Genomic DNA, 18,341 nt, shown 5'->3' with positions numbered 1-18,341 from the left:
ATCTTAGCTAGTCTCGTGGGCTCGGAGATGTGTATAAGAGACCGGGCCAGCACGGCCGGCGCGGGCGCGGGTGCAAGAGCAGGCGCAGGCGCAGGCGCAGGTGCGGCCACGCCCGCCTGCCATGGCTGCCACAGCAGCAGAGCGGCGGCCACGGCCACGCTCACGCCGCCCAGCGCCAGCCAGACGGGACCGCGCCGCGCGCCATGCGCCGCCGCGCCGCCGTGCAGCTGCACCTGCGGCGCATGGATGGAAGGCAATTCGCCCAGCTGGCGCTCGGCCTGCGATTTTTTCAATGCTTCGAGTATGTAGGACATCTTATTTTCCTGCCACCAGCGCCGTCGCGGCAGCTGCGGCCACGGCGGGAGCGGCGCGCGACAGGCGCGGCTCCGGGTTGTCGCCCGACTGCATCAGGCGCATGAAGGTTTTCGGTCCCGCCAGGCCATCGGCCTTCAGGTTCTGGCTTTGCTGGAAGTCGCGCAGCAGGCGTTGCATTTCGGCATCGAGCGGCAGGTTGGCCTGCGGCGCGGGCAAGCCGTGCAGCTGCGCCAGGCGCTGCGCCAGCCAGTCCACGTCGGCGCCCCGCGCCCCCGCCGGCACCTCGTCGCGCCAGCCGCGCGGGGCGCGCCAGAAGGTGGTGAAACTGCCGTCGCTGCGCTGCGCCAGTTCCGCCAGCGGCAGGCTTTGCTGCCGGCCATCGATCGCCAGCGTGGCCGTCTCGCCGCGCAGCTGCGTCAGCAGGGCCAGCCGCTCCTGGCCCGCCGGGTCGCGCAGGGACAGCAGGGCGGGACGGTCCAGCACGCGCAGTTCGGCGATGCCGCCCCGGCTCTGCAGGCAGCGCAGGCCGGCCCGGGCGGCCACCTGGCAGGCGTCGCCGTCCGGCAAATGCTCGCCCCACAGGGCGGCCAGCTGGCGCAGCATGGCATTGCGGTCCGGCACGCTGGCAGCGGCCGGCGCCGGCACGGCAGCGGGCGCGGCCGCCGCGGCCGGGACCGGGGCCGGAACCGGGACCGCCACGGCGGCAGGCAGCTTCGCCACGGACGACGTGGCTGGCGCGCGCGGCATGAAATGCCAGGCCAGCGCGGCCGTCACCACGGCGCCGGCCAGCACGCCGCCGGCCACGTGCGGCCAGCGCAGGCCGGCCGCCGGCACCCGGCTCCCCTCCTCGGCAAACACTTCGGCGGCGGCGCGGCGCAGGATAGGCCGCGTCACCTGCCGCTGGTTTTCCACGTAGGCGCCCAGCAGCGCGCGGTCGCACAGCAGGTTGATGCGGCGCGGCACGCCGTGGCTCAGCGCATGGATCTGCGCCATCAGGCGCGGCGCGAACGGCACCGGCGCCGTGCTGCCCGCCACGGCCAGGCGGTGGTGGATGTAGCTGGCCGTCTCGTCGGCCGACAGGGAACCGAGGTGGTAGCGGGCGATCACGCGCTGGGCCAGCTGTTCCAGTTCCGGGCGGGCCAGCATGGCGCGCAGTTCCGGCTGGCCGATGAGGATAATCTGCAGGAGCTTGCGCTCGCTCGTTTCCAGGTTCGTCAGCAAGCGCAGCTGCTCCAGCACGGCGGCGGACAGGTTTTGCGCCTCATCGATGATGAGCACATTGTTCTTGCCCTGGGCATGGCTGGCCAGCAGGTAGGCGTTGATGGCGTCCACATAGCCCTTCACGCTGGCCACGCCGGGCGCTAGGGCGATGCGGAATTCCTCGCAGATCGAATGCAGCAATTCCTCGACGGACAGTTTCGGATTGAAGATGTAGGCGAGCTGGCAATTGTCCGGGATCTGCTCCATGAAACAGCGGCACACGGTGGTCTTGCCGGCGCCGATCTCGCCCGTCAGCAGGACGAAGCCGCCGCCGCTGCCCACGCCATACAGCAGGTGCGCCAGCGCCTCGCGGTGGCGCTCGCTCATGTACAGGTAGCGGGGATCGGGGGCGATCGAGAACGGCGATTGCTTGAGCTGGAAATAATGCGTGTACATGGAAACCCTGCGGATGAAACGATCAAAATGCGTCCAGGCAAGCCGACACGCCGAGCCAATGACTCAGCGGGTTTGCGCGGGCGGCAATGGCTTGTATTTGGCGCAATAGACTTTAGCCTTGCTACGGAAGTAGACGATTTTACTGCCAGGCACGGAACCACGGACAGGAAAGGCGGAGGCATCGAGCGCATGGAAGCGCAGGCCCGAAGCGCTGCGGATGGCCGGCTCCAGCTTTTCCGGCGTCGTGTCCGCCACCACGCCCATGAAGACGAGGGAGCTGGTATCGTCGCTGACGATCACGTCGGTAATGGGCGCGCCCCACAAGGTCGCGTCCGTGCGGAACCAGTAGGCGCCCCCTTCATGCTTGTAGGCCGGGCCGAAGGCCGTCAGCAGATACGCATAAAAGGCCTTGTTGTCGATCTGGTCGATGCACAGCACGGCATTGCCCACCACTTGCCCGAACGTCGACGGCGGCGGCTTGGGCTGCGCCAGCGCGCCGGACACGGGCCAGCCCGTGGCCAGCAGGGCCAGCAGGGCCGCCGCGCGCCACGCATGCGGCAAGGAACGGCGCGCACGCATGATCAGCGCTTGCGCTCTTCTTTCTTGATCTTCTTGGCTTCCTTCTTTTCCTTCATGCTCTTGGCCGGTTCTTTCTTGGCTTCCTTCTTGCTGTCCTGTGCCTTGCTCATCATCTACTCCATGCCTGGGCGGGAATGCCGCAGCCATTATGACACCGCCCCATGAAAATGCCACGTCATTTCCCTGGCGCAATGCAGCGCCTCCGGCAAGCACGCGCGCGGCACGGGCTTATGCATAAAAAGACGTTTGCATTTTCATTTTATTATGTTTTAATACATGAAGTTTATAAAATTATATTATTCTGGCGCGGCAAGAGCAGCACCGGAAACATCCATGCAAACTGGGGACAGGACATGGCCGGCATACGGCGGGACCATGTGTGATGCACATACAGCCCTCGGCGGAAATACACGATACGATGAGAAAGATGATCTTGCTGGGCGCGCTCCTGTCGCTCTGGACCGCTGGCAACCTGCGCGCGGCCGACCTGCCGCGGCCGGTGCCGCAGTCCGCCTACCAGGGACCGCCGGCCGCGCTGGCCCTGCGCCTGGCCGGCTTCCCGCCGGACGCCAGCCTGCGCGTCCCCGCCCCGCAGGAACCGGACACGCAGTCGCTGCTGCTGGTCGCCATCGTGCTGCTTGGCCTGCGCATGCGCGCCCGCGTCCCCAGCGAAAAGTTCGGCACCTGACGTGAAAACGGCCGCACAGGGCGGCCGTTCCAGTCACGCGTCAGCGTCCCGTCAGTGCAGGCACAGGCGGCGGCGGGTCTTCTCGATCAGGGCCGCATCGTAGGGATACAGGTTTTCGATAAAGAACAATTCCGTTTCCGCCTCGTCTTCCAGGCACATCTCGATCATGACCGGACCATCGCTTTCGCGGCCCAGGAAATCCTTCGGCCAGCGGTTCTTGCGGTGCGTGCGCATCAATTCCATGCCCAGCGCGGCCAGCGGCGCCGACACGCCGGCGGCCAGCGCCTCTTGCTGCCAGTCGTCCCAGTACGCGCTCTTTGCTGCCTTGTCGTTCATCATGCTCTTCCAACTCAGGTGTAAAAGGCGGACTCTACTCTTGATGGCCCGCCTTGCCAAGCATGCGAGGAAGCAACACTACCGCGCGCAGCGCAGACCACTCGCGAAAAATTGGCATTGAACAAGGCCAATTTCAATACCATTCACGAATAACAAAAATCCCTTTATTAACAATCATTTGCAATCACACGCTCGGACTGGGCGTGTCAAGCGCAACACTATTTTACAATACCACTTAAATACCTCTTGACTAGCCATCGAGGCAACAATATAGTGCCTTCAGCTTTTTCGCCGCCCGACAAAAAAAACGAGACAGGCGCAATCAACCATAAGCCGGACTGCAAACACATGATCGAATACATAATCGGCGTCGACGGAGGGGGCAGTGGCACCCGTGTACGCCTGGCGCGCCTCGACGGCCAGGAACTGGCGCAGGGACAGAGCGGGCCTTCCGGCTTGGCGCACGGCATCGAGCGCGCGTGGACTTCCGTGGCGCATGCCGTCACCCTGGCCTTCCGCGCCGCCGACCTGGAGCAGCCGGCCCTGCAGCGCATGGCCATCGGCCTGGGCCTGGCCGGCGTGCATAACAAGCAGTGGGCCGCCAGCTTCATCGAACACAATCCCGGCTATGCCCGCGTGGCGCTCGAATCGGATGCCTTGACCACCCTGCTCGGCGCCCATGCGGGCGAACCGGGCGCCATCGTCGCCATCGGCACCGGCAGCGTGGGCGAGGTGCTGCATGCGGACGGCAGCCGCCACGAAGTGGGCGGCTGGGGCTTTCCTTCCGGCGACGAGGCGGGCGGCGCCTGGATCGGCATGCGCGCCATCAACCATGCGCAGCAGGTGGTCGACGGCCGCGTGCCCGGCAGCGCCTTCGCCACGGCCATCGTGCACGCCTGCGGCGGCCAGCGCGACGCCATGCAGGTGTGGCTGGCAGCGGCCAGCCAGACCACCTTCGCGCAGCTGGCGCGCCTGGTGCTCGAACACGCCCCCAGCAACGCCGTGGCGCGCGCCATCCTCGTCGAGGCGGGCCAGCAGATCGCCCTCATCGCCAGGGCGCTGGACCCGGCCGGCACCTTGCCCGTGGCCCTGTGCGGCGGCCTGGCGGCGCCCTTGTCGGCCTACCTGCCGGCGGAACTGTTGCAACTGGTCGTGCCGGCACAGGGCGACTCGGCCGCAGGCGGCCTGCGCCTGATACGCAAGCACTTGCGGGAGCACTGACATGCTGGCCAAACTATCCGCCTTCAAACCCAATCCCGCCAGCGACACGCCGCTCTACATGCAGCTGGCGAACATGCTGTCGGACGGCATCGCCAGCGGCGACTGGCGCGCCAACCAGGCCCTGCCCTCCGAGCGCGTGCTGTCGGACCTCCTGGAAATCTCGCGCGTCACGGCGCGCAAGGCCATCGACATGCTGTGCGACCGGGGCATGCTGACGCGCAAACGCGGCTCCGGCACCTACATCACGCCGAAGCTGGAGCAGCCGCTGTCGCGCCTGACGAGCTTTTCGGAAGAATTGCGCCAGCGGGGCTTCACGGCCGGCTCGCGCTGGCTGCAGCGCGATATCGGCGCGGCCGCGCCGCTGGAACTGCTGTCGCTGGGCCTGTCGCCGCACATGCCGGTGGCGCGCCTGCGCCGCCTGCGCACGGCCGACGAAGTAGTGATGGCCATCGAGACCACCACCATCCCCGCCCTGTACATGCCGGACCCGCAGCAGGTCACCGATTCGCTGTACGGCTACCTGGAGTCGCGCGGCACCATCCCGATGCGCGCGCTGCAGCATATCCGCGCCGTCAACGCCACGGCGGAACAGGCCAAGCTGGCCAGCATCAAGACGGGTGAAGCCATGCTGCACATCACCCGTGTCAGTTATCTCGAGAACGGCGCGGCGGTGGAACTGACCCACTCGTATTGCCGCAGTGATTATTATGAATTCGTAGCGGAGTCGCGCAGATGAGCAGCACTATCAAAGGCAATATCCTTACCCCCGGCGGCTGGATCCACGGCGCCATCGCCTTCGGCGAGCGGGTCGACAGCATCACGGGCGATTCCCTCCACCCGTCGGGCAACAGCGACGACTACATCCTGCCCGGCTTCATCGACCTGCACGTGCATGGCGGCGCCGGCAAGGACATCATGGAAGGCGGCGACGCCGTCTACGCCATCGCGGCCATCCACGCGCGCCACGGCACCACCAGCCTGCTGGCCACCACCATGACGGCGCCGCCCGAGGACATCGACATGGCCCTGACGGCCATCGGCGCGGCCGCCAACAACCGCCGCCCGAACACGGCGCGCGTGCTGGGCGCCCACCTGGAAGGCCCGTACATCAATTCCGGCAAGCTCGGTGCGCAGCCCAACTATGCGCGCGCCGCCACCCTGGCCGAGATCGAACGCCTGCAAACCCTGGCCAGGCTGCGCGTCATCACCGTGGCGCCGGAAATCGCCGGCCACCTGGAGCTGGTGCGCGCCCTGGCCGACGCCGGCGTGCGCGTGCAGATCGGCCACACGCTCGGTTCCTATGAAGACGGCGTGGCCGCGCTGGAGCACGGCGCCATGGGCTTCACGCACCTGTTCAACGCCATGAGCGGACTGCACCACCGCGAGCCGGGCATGGTCGGCGCCGCCCTGGCGCACGCCGAATACGCGGAACTGATTCCCGACCTGCTGCACGTGCATCCGGGCGCCATCAAGGTGGCCCTGCGCGCCATCCCGCGCCTGTACTGCGTCACCGATTCGACCGCCGCCACCGGCATGCCGGACGGCGAATACATGCTGGGCCGCCACGCCGTGCAGAAATGCATGGGCGGCGTGCGCCTGCCCGACGGCACCCTGGCGGGCAGCACCCTGACCCTGGACCAGGCGCTGCGCAACCTGGTGGGACTGGGACTGGACCTGGCCGACGCGTCCAAGCGCGTGTCGACCAACGCCGCCGATTACCTGGGCCTGGAAGAACGCGGCCGGCTGGCCCCCGGTACTTACGCCGATCTGGTGGTACTCGATCGCGACCTCAAACTCAAAGCTGTGTATATAGAAGGAGAAATCTGTGACCTCAATGATGCTTAAAGAAGCCATTTCCGCCGCCGAATGCGTCGCCCTGCAACTGGCCAGCGACACGGAACGCTACGCGGAACTGGGCCGCAAATTGAGGAGCACCTCGTTCTCGACCGCGCTGACCATCGCGCGCGGCAGCTCCGACCATGCCTGCAACTACGTCGCCTACCTGATCATGGCGCGCCTGGGCCGCGTCGTGGCATCCTTGCCGATGTCGCTGGTGACCCTGAACAAATCGCCGCTGGTGACGCGCGACACCCTGGCCATCTCGATCTCGCAATCGGGCCAGAGCCCCGACGTGGTCGAGCCGATCCGCTACTTCCGCGACGGCGGCGCCACCACCGTGGCCCTCGTCAACGACATCGAGTCGCCGCTGGCGCACGCCGCCGAGTGGGCCATGCCCCTGCGCGCCGGCAAGGAACAGAGCGTCGCCGCGACGAAAAGCTTTATTACCAGCCTGGTCGCCGGCGCGCGCATGGTGGCGCAGTGGCAGAACGACCCCGAGTTGCTGGGCGGCCTGGAAGCGCTGCCCGAAGCGCTGCTCGAAGCGACCCGCGTCGACTGGTCGCCCGCCATCGACGTGCTGGCGCCGGCGCGCAACATCATGGTCGTCGGACGCGGCATCAGCTTCCCCGTGGCGCTGGAATCGGCCCTAAAATTCAAGGAAACCTCGGCCCTGCAGGCAGAAGCGTTCAGCGGCGCGGAAATCAAGCACGGCCCGATGGCCCTGATCGAAGACGGCTACCCGCTGCTCATTTTCGCCACGCGCGGCCCGACCCAGGCCGGCCTGCTGCAGCTGGCCAGCGAAATGCGCGGCCGCGGCGCCAAGGTCCTGCTGGCGGCGCCGGCGGACGTGGCCGAACGCGACCTGACCCTGCCCGTGGCGGCCACGCCGGACCTCGACCCGATCGTCGCCATCCAGTCCTTCTACGTGATGGCGGCCAAGCTGTCGGCCGCGCGCGGCATGGACCCGGATGCGCCGCGTCACCTGAGCAAGGTCACGAAGACAAATTAAGCATTACGCGGCAGCGCCGCCCCCGTCACGGGGCGGCGCTGCTGCCAGCACCCGAATATAAGCGACGGCAAGGGCATGTACCCGCGCTGCGGATTCATATAAACGTGGGGCCTGCCGCCCCAGGATAAAAATGACCATCAAGAGACTGTTGGCGGTGTTTGCCTGCGCGAGCCTGTTCGCGCCGCAGGCGGGCGCTGTCGAGAAAATCGAATTCTGGACCTTCAGCATGAAGCCGAAGTTCACGCCGTATTTCAATGCGGTGGTGGCGCGCTATGAGGCGCAGAATCCCGACGTCAAGATCGAATGGATCGACTTCCCGTGGGACGTCATCCAGACCAAGCTGGTGACACGCATCGTAGCCGGCACCCCGCCCGCGCTGGTCAGCCTGAACGTGCCCTGGGCCGATGAATACGCGCGCGACGGCTTGCTCACACAAGTCGATGGCTTGATCGCGCCTGCGCGCGCCAGCTACCTTCCCAGCGCCCTGGAAGACCTGCGCTTCAAGGGCCGCACGTATGGCTTCCCCATGTACAGCAATGTCGCGGTGATCGCCTTCAATACCGCCATTTTCAAGCAGGCGGGCCTCGCGCGCGGCCCCGCCAGCCTCGACGAACAGCTGGCGTTCGCGCGCCAGATCGCGCAACGCACGGGCAAGGCCGGCATCGCCCCCGCGCTGTCGAAAATCGACGGCCTGTTCATGCAGCAGGGCCTGGCCGTCATCACCGACAACCGCGCCGTCTTCAATTCGCCGCAGCACGTGGCGCTGGTGCAGAAGCTGGCCGACACCTACAAGGTCGGCGGCCTGCTGAAGGAAAGCCTGTTCGCCGAAGATAACTTCCCGGCCGTGATCGACGCCTACAAGGGCGGCCGCCTGGGCATGCTGCTGGCGCCGCCGACGGCCATGCAGCGCATCCGCAGCGACGCCAAAGACATCTACGCCATCACCGACGTGGCACCCGCGCCGCTGGGCCCGACAGGCATCGCCGACGGCGGCTGGCTCGTGCACTTCGCCATTCCGAAAGGCGTGGCCATGCAGCTGCTGCCGTCGGTGGGCAAGTTCGCGCGCTACCTGACGAACGACGCCAACCAGCTGGCATTCGCCAAACAGGCCAGCGTCTTCCCCACCACCGTCAAGGCGGCGGCCGACCCGTTTTTTCTGTCCACGCCACAGAACGCGGGTGCGGCCGAAAAAGCCGTGGCCGCCGGCGCCCTGTCGATGGGCCACTCGCGCACCCTGTACGTGGCCGGCATCGACGACTACGACGAATTGCGCCGCTCGCTGGTAAAAGCCGTCGAGGCGGGCGTGACGGGCAAGCAGGACGTGAAGCAGGCGCTGGACCAGGCCGTCGCCATCTGGAACCGCAAGCTGGCCACCCTGCCGCGCCATTAAGGCCAACAAGGACACCATGAAACTCGCCCACCGCCACACCCTGCAAGCCTGGCTGTTCCTCGCCCCGGCCCTGCTGCTGCTGGCCGCCTTTTCCTTCTGGCCCGTCGGCTACGGCTCCGTGCTGGCCTTCACGGATTACAGCCTGATACGCGAGACGCGCTTCGTCGGCCTGGATAACTTCCGCTACATCTTCAACAACGAGATGTTCGTCTCGGGCTTGAAGAACTCGCTGATGTTTTTGCTGATGGTGCCCTTCGTCCAGGTGGGCGCCATCACCCTGGCCGTGCTGGTGAACAACCGCCTGCCCGGCATCCGTTTGTTCCGCGCCGCCTTCTACGTGCCCGTGGTGACCACCGTTTCCGTGGTCGGCATCATGTGGGGCTTCATGTTCCACGAACAGGGCGCGCTGAACTACGTGATGATGACCTTAAAGCTGGTGAACGCGCCCGTGGGCTGGCTGTCGGACGACAGCCTGGCCCTGTTCGCCGTCATGTTCGTCACCCTGTGGCGGGGCCTGGGCTGGTACATGGTGATGTACCTGGCGGCGCTGCAATCGATTCCGTCGGACATGCAGGAAGCGGCCATGCTCGATGGCGCCAGCCGCTGGCAGCGTTTCTGGAAGATCACCGTGCCCATGCTGCGCCCGACCATCATGCTGTGCTCCATCCTGTCCGTGCTGGCGGCCCTGAAGGCGTACCAGGAAGTCGACGTGCTGACCCAGGGCGGCCCCATGAATTCCACCTTCACGGCGCTGTACTACGCCTACGACCAGGGCCTCAAGCACCTCAAATTGCCGCGCGCGCTGGCCGCCAGCTTCGTCGTGTCCCTATTCTGCATCGGCATCGCCCTGCTGTGCCTGCGCTACCTCAAACCCAAGCACCGCTGAGCGGGACAAGACCATGCAAAAACGTTCCCGCCCCCTGAAAACGCGCCTGCAGCGCCTTGGCCAATCTGCCGGCCACTATGCCGTGCTGTGCGCGATCGCCGTCGTCTGCGTCTTCCCGTTCTGGTGGACGCTGGTGACGGCCATTTCCACGGAGGGCAATATCTTCGCCTTCCCGCCCACCTTCTGGCCGAAGGCGCCGTCCTTCGACAACTTCATCGAAGTGTTCAATGCGATTCCCATCTGGTCGTTCTTCAAGAACTCCGTGCTGATCGCCGCGTTCACCGTCTTCTGGAAACTGCTGCTGTGCTCATTGGCCGCGTATCCGCTGGCGCGCCTGAAATTCCGCGGCCGCAAGCTCGTGTTCGGCCTGATCCTCGCCACCCTGGTGCTGCCGTCGGAAGTGAACTTCCTCGTCAACTTCATCACCATCACGCAAATGAGCCTGGTCGACACCTACACGGGCGTGATCCTGCCCAACGTGGTGACGGCCGTGGCCATCCTGCTGCTCAAGCAGGCCTTCGAGGAAGTGCCGCAGGACCTGATCGACGCGGCGCGTGTCGATGGCGCCTCCGAATGGGTCATCTTCAGCCGCATCATGCTGCCCCTGATCACGCCGTGGCTGGCCACGGTCGGCATCCTGACGGCCGTCGAATCGTGGAATGAATACATCTGGCCGTCCATCGTCATGAGCAAGCCCGATGAATTCCCCCTGTCGGTGGGCGTGCTGTATTTGCGCGGCACCTTCGGCAGCAGCACCCGCGTGATCGCCGCCGGCACCCTGATCACCATCGTGCCGACCCTGCTGGCATTCCTGTTCACCCAGCGCTTCTTCATGCGCGGCATGGACGGCGCCGTCAAATGAGCGCCGCCATCGCCACCGACCTGCGCCTGCTGGCCGGCCAGCTGCTGATGACGGGCGTGCCCGGCACCGAGCTCGATGCGGCCACGGCGCAGTGGCTGCAGCGCAGCGGCATCCGCGCCGTCTGCCTGCGCGCGGAAAACATCGCCGACAAGGCGCAGTTGGCGCGCCTGACGTCGGCCCTGCAGCGCGTGCTGGGGCCGCAGGCGCTGATCGCCATCGACGCGGCCGGCGCGGCATCCAGCTACCCGGCCTGGCTGCCCCAGCCGCCCACGGCCGCGGCCCTGTGCGCCGAAGGCGACGCCAGCCTGGCCTATGGCACGAGCGCCTGCGTGGCGCGCGCCCTGCGTTCGCTGGGCATCAACTGGCACCTGGCGCCGCTGCTGGACCTGGCCCCCGCCGGCGCCGTCCCGGCCGCGCCGGGCGCCGAACACGCGTTTGGCGGCGATCCCACGCATGCGTCCGCGATGGCGATGGCGTGGATGGCCGGCAGCCAGTCCGAAGGCGTGGCCTGCTGCGCCAGGCTGTTCATGCCCGGCGCGACCGCGCCCCAGGCCGGCCTGCCGACGGTCGCCAAGAGCCTGTCGCAACTGGAAGAATACGATTTCGTGCCGTTTCGCCAGGCCACCGCGCAGGCGGCGTCGATGATGAGCGCCCATGTGCGGTACCCGGCCCTCGACGACGCGCTGCCCGCCAGCCTGTCGCCGCGCGTGCTGCAGGACCTCGTGCGCGGGCAGTGGCTCTACGAGGGCGTGATCATCAGCGACGGCCTGGACACGGCCTGCGTGCGCGAAGGCCACGCGCGCGGCGAGATTGCGCTGCGCAGCGTGGCCGCCGGCAGCGACATGGCCATGGTGCTGGAGCATCCCGCCGCCGTGGCCGCGCTCGACGCCGTGGCGGGCGCGCTGGCCTCGGGCGACCTGCCCTTGCAGGCCGCCGGCACGCGCCTGGCGCGCCTGGCCGTGCATGCGCGGCGCTACCCTGCCAAGGCGGAAACGCCTGCGCAGCACTACGTGCAGGAGGCCGCCGACCGCATCATCCTGGCCGAGGGCTGGCGCCGCTGCAGGGCGGCGCTGGCGCGGCGGCAGCCATAGCATGCAGCAGCACGCAATACCGACAGCAGTAACTTCGCCATCGCCGGATGGTGCCATCACCGAGGAAGTGTTCATGAACGACAAGAGCAGCAATACCAGCCAGCGCGCCCGCAGCCCCATCACCTGGGTACCCACGCTGTATTTCGCCCAGGGCCTGCCGTTTTATGCCGTGGCCCTGGTGGCCGGCCTGATGTTCAAGAGCATGGGCGTGCCGAACGACCAGATCGCCCGCTGGACGGCCCTGATCGGCTTTGCCTGGGTCTTCAAGTCGCTGTGGAGTCCTTTCCTGGAACTGGCGTCGAGCAAGAAGACCATGGTGGTGCTGTTCCAGTTCGTGGGCGGCCTGAGCCTGGGCCTGATCGCGCTGGCGCTGCAGACGCCGCTGTGGTTCGCCGCCTGCATCGCCGTGCTGTTCGTCGCCGCGCTGGCCTCGTCGACGCACGACATCGTCTGCGACGGCCTGTACATCGCCAGCCTGTCCGACAAGCAGCAGGCGGCCTACGCGGGCTGGCAGGGCGCCTTCTTCAACGCGGGCAAGTTCATCTCGCTGGGCGGCCTGGTGATCCTGGCCGGCTACCTGGAAAAGCATATCGGCGTCAAGCCTGCCTGGTCGGTGATCTTCCTGATCATCGGCGCCATGATGCTGTCGCTGGCCGCCTACCACCTGTGGGCGCTGCCGCAGGTGCGCAACGCGGCCGTGGCCGACAAGAGCGTGGCGGGCATCAGCCGCACCCTGGGGGACGTGCTGGTGGACTTCCTGAAAAAGCCCGGCATCTGGGGCATGATCGCCTTTATCATCCTGTTCCGCGCCGGCGAGGCGCAGGTGCAGACCATCGGCCCGCTGTTCCTGCGCGAAGCGCGCGCACTGGGGGGACTCGGCCTGTCGACGACGGAAGTGGGCGCCGTGTACGGCACGGCCGGCACCGTGGCCTTTTTGCTGGGCAGCATAGGCGGCGGCTACTTCACGTCCTGGCTGGGCCTGAAACGCGCCATGCCCTTCCTGATCCTGGCCATGAACCTGCCCAACCTCGTGTTCTATTACCTGAGCCACAGCATGCCCACCGACCTGGCCCTGATCACGGGCGCGCTCAGCGTGGAAATGTTCGGCTACGGCTTCGGCTTCGTCGGCCTGATCCTGTTCATGATGCAGGTAGTTTCCGTCGGCAAATACCAGACGGCACACTATGCGTTCGCCACCGGCGTGATGCAGCTGGGCTTCGTGCTGTTCAAGATGATCAGCGGCGACATCCAGATGGCGCTGGGCTACAAGACCTTTTTCCTGTGGGTGCTGGTATCGGCCGTGCCCGTATTGATCCTGTCGCGCTTCATGCGCATCGGCGCCAAGGAAGCCGCCCACCAACCCGACCAGGCCCAGGCCGAGTCGCCACCGGCGCCAGCGCGCGCCAGCTAGGATAGAAGCACTTCATGGCCCATATCGCCTTAAAGAATATCGTCAAGCTGTACGACGACAAGCACCCCGTCATCCACGGCATCGACCTCGACATCCGCGACGGCGAATTCGTCGTCTTCGTGGGGCCTTCGGGTTGCGGTAAATCAACCCTGCTGCGCATGATCGCCGGCCTGGAAGACATCACGGACGGCGAGCTGCACATCGGCGGCCAGCTGGCCAACGACATCGCGCCGGCCGAACGGGGCCTGGCCATGGTCTTCCAGAGCTACGCCCTGTATCCGCACATGACGGTGTACGAGAACATGGCCTTCGCCCTCACCCTGGCCGGGCACAAGAAAGCCGAGGTGCGCGCCGCCGTCGAGCGCGCGGCCGAGATCCTGCAGATCACGCCACTGTTGAAACGCAAGCCGAAGGACCTGTCGGGCGGCCAGCGCCAGCGCGTGGCCATCGGCCGCGCCATCGTGCGCAAGCCCAAGGTCTTCCTGTTCGACGAGCCGCTGTCGAATCTGGACGCCTCGCTGCGCGTGCAGATGCGCGTGGAAATCTCGCGCCTGCACCAGGAACTGAAGACCACCATGATCTACGTCACGCACGACCAGGTCGAGGCGATGACCCTGGGCGAGCGCATCGTCGTCTTCAACGGCGGGCGCATCGAGCAGGTGGGCAGCCCGCACGCGCTGTACAACAATCCCGGCAACCTGTTCGTGGCCGGCTTCCTGGGCGCGCCGAAGATGAACTTCATCGCCTGCGTCGCCGTCGCCAGCGGTCCCGGCACGGTGGCCGTGCGCCTGCCCGGCGGCGCCGTCATCGAGGCCGCGGCGCAGGGCGGGACGGTGGCGCCCGGCGACCAGCTGACCCTGGGCGTGCGCGCCGAGCATGTCAGCCTGCGCAGCGATAGCAACGCGGGCGAGAATGTGGTCGACGCGGCCGTCAGCCATGTCGAATACCTGGGCGACGTGGCCATCGTCTACGCCGGCATGCCGGGCGCGACCGACATGCTGGCCGTCAAGTTGCCGGCCGAGCATGGCCTGCGCCAGCCGGGCGACGCCATGCGCCTGCACCTGCCGCCGCAGCACTGCCTGCTGTTCGATGCGGCGGGACAAGCCCTGGCACGCACATCAGGCGCCCCGGCCCAGCCGTTTATGTGACAATAGCCGCTGTTTACCATGCTGCCTCTCTTTGACTTATGCAGGCAGAATGGCAGAATGTCTGTTTTTTTGAGCTTCCTTGCCTGCCTGGCAATGCCGCAGCGGCAGCCAGGGCCAGTGCATATTTTTGTTATTGATTGAAGGATAACCCATGTCCCAATTCCGTCTTGCCCGCCTTAGCCTGCTCCTGGCCGCCATCGGCCTGAATGTCCTGCCTGCCCTGTCGCACGCGCAAGATGCCCAACCTGCGGCCCCGGCTGCCGGTGCGCCTGCCGCCGCGCCCGCCGATACGGTGCGCCCTGAAATCTTCAAGCTGCTCGACCCGGCCGTCGTGAAGGCGTCGATGGATGCCAAGAACTATGCCGACGTGCAAAGCCGCATCGACCAGGCAGCCGCCATTCCCGCCCTGACGCCCTACGAATTGTTCGTGCTGAACCGCCTGCGCGTGGCGCTCGCCTCCACCACCAACAATCCGGCCATGGCCATGACGGCGCTGGAAGCGGTGATCGAATCGGGCAAGCTGGACAAGAAATCGCAGGGCGACTTCATCCAGGCCCTGGCCAACTACCACTACAACGCCAAGGATTATCCGAACGCCATCAAGTGGTTCACCCGTTACCAGACAGAAACTGGCGACGTGGCCACCGTGCGCCCGTACATCATCCGCGCCTACTACTTCAACAACGATTTCGCGCGCGCCAAGCAGGAACTGATGGCCGACCTGACGGCCAAGCAGCAAGCGGGCAAGACGCCGACCATCGAAGAGCTGCAATTGCTGGCCAACACGGGCTCGAAGAGCAAGGACCCGGCCACCTACCTGATCGCCATGGAAAACCTGGTGCGCTACTACCCGTCGGACGACTACTGGAGCGACCTGCTGGGCCGCCTGCAGAGCAAGGCCGGCTACTCGGACCGCTTCGCGCTGGACGTGCTGCGCCTGCAGTTCAAGGCCGTCGGCACCATGCCGCCGCAGGACTACAGCGACATGGCGGAAATCGCCCTGGTCAATGCTTTCCCGACAGAAGCGAAAAAAGTCCTCGACGCCGGCTTTGCCAAGGGCTTGCTGGGCACGGGCGCGAATGCCGCCAAGCACAAGAAAATGCGCGACCAGGCCAACAAGGCAGCCGCCGACGATGCGAAGAACATCGCCAGCGGCGAAGCGTCGGCCATGAAGAGCAAGGATGGCACGGGCTTGATCAACCTGGGCTACGCCTACGTCACGATGGACCAGTTCGACAAAGGTATCGACCTGATCGAAAAAGGCATCGCCAAGGGCGGCCTGAAGCGTCCTGAAGATGCCAAGCTGCGCCTGGGTTATTCCTACGCCATGGCTGGCAAGAAAGATGAAGCCATCAAAGTGCTGGAAACCGTCAAGGGCGGCGACGGCGTGGGCGACCTGGCCCGCTACTGGATCTTTTGGCTGAACCGTCCTGCCACGGCAGCGGCGGCGCCGGCAGCAGCGGCACAGTAATTCCTGCCTGCGCAAGCATAGCAAAGCGGTTCCCGGCCAATGCCGGGGCCGCTTTTTTTTCAACCTTTTCCCTCCGACCATGCCGCCAGCCACCGCCGCCACCGAACGCCTGATCAGCCTGGATGCCTTCCGCGGCTGCGTGATCATCGCCATGATCTGGGTCAATTACCTGGCCGGCATGCCCGGCATCCCGTGGTGGCTGGAACATGCGGGCCCCCGCGCCGACGGCATCACCGTGCCCGACCTGGTCTTTCCCGGCTTTCTGTTCATGGTGGGCATGGCCATCCCGCTGGCCATGCAGCGCCACTGCGGCCACGTCACGCCCGCCCTGCTGGGACGCCTGCTGTGGCGCTCCGCCAGCCTGATGCTGGCCGGCGTGGTGCTGGCCAATGCCTACCGCTACGATGCGCAGGCGGCGCTGCTGCCGCGCGCCCCATATTTCCTGCTGTTTTACGGGGCCATGCTCCTGCTGTGGCGCCAGGGCGCGGGCAGGCGGGAACTGGCTGCGGGCGGCGCGCTGATGCTGTTCCTGCTGGCGACGTTTCGCGGGGAATTGAACGGCGAGTTTTCCAGCACCTGGCTGCAGCCGTCCTGGTGGGGCATCCTCGGCATGATAGGCTGGGCCTACCTGCTGTGCAGCCTGCTGTACCTGGCGTGCCGGGGCAAGGGCACGGCGCTGATGGGCATGCTTGCCATGCTGATCGTGCTGTACATGGGCGGCACGGCGGGCAGCCTGGATTTCTTGCCGGCCAGCATCAACGCCGTCGTCAACGTGCCGCAGGTGCTGGGGTCGACGGCGGCCAACGTGCTGGCCGGCACCCTCGTGGGCCGGCTCTTCCTGCGCGACGCCGCCATGACGCCGCGCCAGCGGATACGCTGCATGGCGTGGTTTGCGCTGGGCCTGTTTGCCGCCGGCATGCTGCTGCGGCCGTATCACCACATCAACAAGATCGCGGCGACGGAATCCTATACCCTCGTGTGCAGCGCCCTCATCCTCGCCCTCTTCCTCGTGTTTTACATCGTCATCGACGTGTGGCGCTGGCGCGCCTGGACGGTGGTGCTGCTGCCCGCCGGTACCAATGCCCTGTTCGCCTACATCGTGCCCGACCTGTGGCAGCAGCTGGCGGCCGTGCTGCACCTGCCGCCCGTCTGGTGGCCCTACCTGGAAACGGGCGGCGCGGCCGGCCTGTGGAACGCGGCGGCCGTCACGGCCCTGATGATGGCCTTCACCGCGCTGGCCACGCGGCATGGCTTGACATTGAAACTCTAGACCTTGATATAGATCCTGCGCTTGTCCATGGCATACGCGATCAGCCAGCACAGCAGCATGAAGCTGACGGCAAACAGCAGCGAACCCACGCGCGCCGGTGCCCAGCCCGTGAACCCCTGCTGGTACAGCCACTGGTACAGGTTGACGCCGCCGATGCGCACGGTAAACGCGATGATCACCAGCACTTCCGACACCAGGTAGATGAACAGGGTGTTCTTGCCGAACACTTCAAAGAAGTAGGTCCAGCCTGTCATTTGACGCACGTCAATGATGAACATCAGCAGCGCCAGCAGCAGCAAGTCCAGGCCGATGCCCAGCATGGCATAGGAACTGGTCCACAGCTTCTTATTGATCGGAAACACCTCGTTCCAGCACAGGGCCACGGCCACGCAGATGGCGCCGGCCACGGCCAGCCGAACCAGGCTGGCGCGCAGCCGTGCCGGCGCCGCCTGGCGCACGAAACTGCCCGCCAGGTAGCCGGCGATGACGTTGACGATGGCCGGCAAGGTGCCGAGGATGCCTTCCGGGTCGAAGGCGATGCCTTCGCCGTGGTACAAATGGCTGTCGCCCAGCAGGATCAGGTCGAGCCTGGCCGGCGCATTGCCGTGCAGCGTGTAGTCGCCGAAGCATGCCAGGATGGCCCAGTAGCCGAGCAAGGCGCAGGCGCTGAAGACGAGGGCGCCGCGCGTCTTGCCGTAGTGCAGGATCAGGGCGGCGGCCAGGTAGCACACGGCAATGCGCTGCAACACGCCGGGAATGCGCGTGTGCGACAGGGGCGACCAGGCGAACTGGCCCGCATCGTCGATCTTGAAGAAGGGGAACCAGTACAGCAAAAATCCCAATAGAAAGATCAGCGCGCTGCGCTTGCACAGCCTGGCCAGCACGGCGCCATGCCCCAGGTGCTCATACTTGCCCAGCGCAAAAGCCAGCGCATTGCCGACGACAAACAAAAAGCTGGGAAATACCAGGTCCGTAAGGGTGAAGCCATGCCATTCGGCATGCAGGAATGGCGCATACACGCTGCCCCAGTCGCCCGGGGTATTGACGACGATCATGAGGGCGACCGTCAGGCCGCGCAGGACGTCGAGGGCGAGGTAGCGTTGAGAAGCAATAGTCATGGTAAAACAGTTCCAAAAGATAAAAACCGGCTGCCCTTGTGGCAGGCAGCC

At 66.1% G+C, this 18,341-nt stretch carries 17 protein-coding genes and 1 pseudogene; 13 read left to right on the top strand and 5 right to left on the bottom strand.

What is annotated here, in order from left to right:
* The 3 genes and pseudogenes from AC07VL_RS09420 to AC07VL_RS09410 form a co-directional block, all read right to left on the bottom strand.
* Window positions 1-314: pseudogene (locus AC07VL_RS09420) on the bottom strand (hypothetical protein); the annotation flags it as partial.
* Window position 315: 1 nt separating this feature from the next.
* Window positions 316-1,971, bottom strand: coding sequence for an ExeA family protein (locus AC07VL_RS09415; RefSeq protein ID WP_494805595.1), 1,656 nt, complete (start codon window positions 1,969-1,971; stop codon window positions 316-318).
* Window positions 1,972-2,034: 63 nt separating this feature from the next.
* A complete protein-coding gene (locus AC07VL_RS09410; protein ID WP_494805594.1) occupies window positions 2,035-2,550 on the bottom strand; it encodes a hypothetical protein in 516 nt (171 codons plus the stop codon).
* A 418-nt stretch (window positions 2,551-2,968) separates the two neighbouring features.
* On the opposite strand from AC07VL_RS09410, the gene AC07VL_RS09405 reads away from it, so the two are divergent.
* Window positions 2,969-3,238, top strand: a complete 270-nt coding sequence (locus AC07VL_RS09405) for a hypothetical protein (protein WP_494805593.1) — start codon at window positions 2,969-2,971, stop codon at window positions 3,236-3,238.
* Between the two features lie 51 nt (window positions 3,239-3,289).
* Here AC07VL_RS09405 and AC07VL_RS09400 read toward each other — a convergent pair whose 3' ends face one another.
* Window positions 3,290-3,577 carry a hypothetical protein gene (locus AC07VL_RS09400; protein ID WP_102296300.1) on the bottom strand — a complete coding sequence of 96 codons (288 nt, stop codon included), beginning with the start codon at window positions 3,575-3,577 and terminating at the stop codon, window positions 3,290-3,292.
* Window positions 3,578-3,922: 345 nt separating this feature from the next.
* On the opposite strand from AC07VL_RS09400, the gene AC07VL_RS09395 reads away from it, so the two are divergent.
* From AC07VL_RS09395 to AC07VL_RS09340, 12 genes are all read left to right on the top strand, one after another.
* Complete coding sequence (locus tag AC07VL_RS09395; protein WP_290605827.1) at window positions 3,923-4,795, top strand: glucosamine kinase nucleotide-binding domain-containing protein; 873 nt, start codon at window positions 3,923-3,925, stop codon at window positions 4,793-4,795.
* Between the two features lies 1 nt (window position 4,796).
* On the top strand, window positions 4,797-5,531 hold the full coding sequence (locus AC07VL_RS09390) for a GntR family transcriptional regulator (protein ID WP_494805592.1): 735 nt from the start codon (window positions 4,797-4,799) through the stop codon (window positions 5,529-5,531).
* Complete coding sequence (gene nagA / locus AC07VL_RS09385) at window positions 5,528-6,640, top strand: N-acetylglucosamine-6-phosphate deacetylase (protein ID WP_494805591.1); 1,113 nt, start codon at window positions 5,528-5,530, stop codon at window positions 6,638-6,640. Before AC07VL_RS09390 ends, nagA begins: the two co-directional genes overlap by 4 nt.
* The gene (locus tag AC07VL_RS09380; protein WP_290605833.1) at window positions 6,630-7,643 is read left to right on the top strand and encodes an SIS domain-containing protein; all 1,014 of its coding nucleotides are present in this window, start codon (window positions 6,630-6,632) and stop codon (window positions 7,641-7,643) included. The genes nagA and AC07VL_RS09380 overlap by 11 nt, the downstream gene beginning before the upstream one ends.
* Window positions 7,644-7,773: 130 nt before the next feature.
* Window positions 7,774-9,033: an ABC transporter substrate-binding protein gene (locus AC07VL_RS09375; RefSeq protein WP_494805590.1), complete on the top strand. Its 1,260-nt coding sequence runs from the start codon at window positions 7,774-7,776 to the stop codon at window positions 9,031-9,033.
* 16 nt (window positions 9,034-9,049) lie between these two features.
* The gene (locus AC07VL_RS09370; protein ID WP_494805589.1) at window positions 9,050-9,919 is read left to right on the top strand and encodes a carbohydrate ABC transporter permease; all 870 of its coding nucleotides are present in this window, start codon (window positions 9,050-9,052) and stop codon (window positions 9,917-9,919) included.
* 13 nt (window positions 9,920-9,932) lie between these two features.
* A complete protein-coding gene (locus AC07VL_RS09365; protein WP_494805588.1) occupies window positions 9,933-10,781 on the top strand; it encodes a carbohydrate ABC transporter permease in 849 nt (282 codons plus the stop codon).
* Complete coding sequence (locus AC07VL_RS09360; protein ID WP_494805587.1) at window positions 10,778-11,872, top strand: glycoside hydrolase family 3 N-terminal domain-containing protein; 1,095 nt, start codon at window positions 10,778-10,780, stop codon at window positions 11,870-11,872. Before AC07VL_RS09365 ends, AC07VL_RS09360 begins: the two co-directional genes overlap by 4 nt.
* A 73-nt stretch (window positions 11,873-11,945) precedes the next feature.
* Window positions 11,946-13,283: an MFS transporter gene (locus tag AC07VL_RS09355; protein WP_494805586.1), complete on the top strand. Its 1,338-nt coding sequence runs from the start codon at window positions 11,946-11,948 to the stop codon at window positions 13,281-13,283.
* Window positions 13,284-13,297: 14 nt separating this feature from the next.
* The gene (locus AC07VL_RS09350) at window positions 13,298-14,431 is read left to right on the top strand and encodes an ABC transporter ATP-binding protein (RefSeq protein ID WP_494805585.1); all 1,134 of its coding nucleotides are present in this window, start codon (window positions 13,298-13,300) and stop codon (window positions 14,429-14,431) included.
* A gap of 151 nt (window positions 14,432-14,582) precedes the next feature.
* A complete protein-coding gene (locus AC07VL_RS09345; RefSeq protein WP_290605845.1) occupies window positions 14,583-15,902 on the top strand; it encodes a tetratricopeptide repeat protein in 1,320 nt (439 codons plus the stop codon).
* A gap of 79 nt (window positions 15,903-15,981) precedes the next feature.
* The gene (locus tag AC07VL_RS09340; RefSeq protein ID WP_494805584.1) at window positions 15,982-17,172 is read left to right on the top strand and encodes a DUF5009 domain-containing protein; all 1,191 of its coding nucleotides are present in this window, start codon (window positions 15,982-15,984) and stop codon (window positions 17,170-17,172) included.
* On the opposite strand, the gene AC07VL_RS09335 is transcribed toward AC07VL_RS09340, so the two are convergent.
* Window positions 17,169-18,290 carry an acyltransferase family protein gene (locus tag AC07VL_RS09335; RefSeq protein ID WP_494805583.1) on the bottom strand — a complete coding sequence of 374 codons (1,122 nt, stop codon included), beginning with the start codon at window positions 18,288-18,290 and terminating at the stop codon, window positions 17,169-17,171. The two genes, AC07VL_RS09340 and AC07VL_RS09335, sit on opposite strands and share 4 nt — an antisense overlap.
* Window positions 18,291-18,341: the final 51 nt, after the last annotated feature.

The sequence above is a fragment of the Janthinobacterium sp. GW821-FHT03C08 genome, from assembly GCF_059420905.1.
Note: the sequence above shows the minus strand (reverse complement) of the source record. Positions and strands in the feature narration are given on the sequence as shown.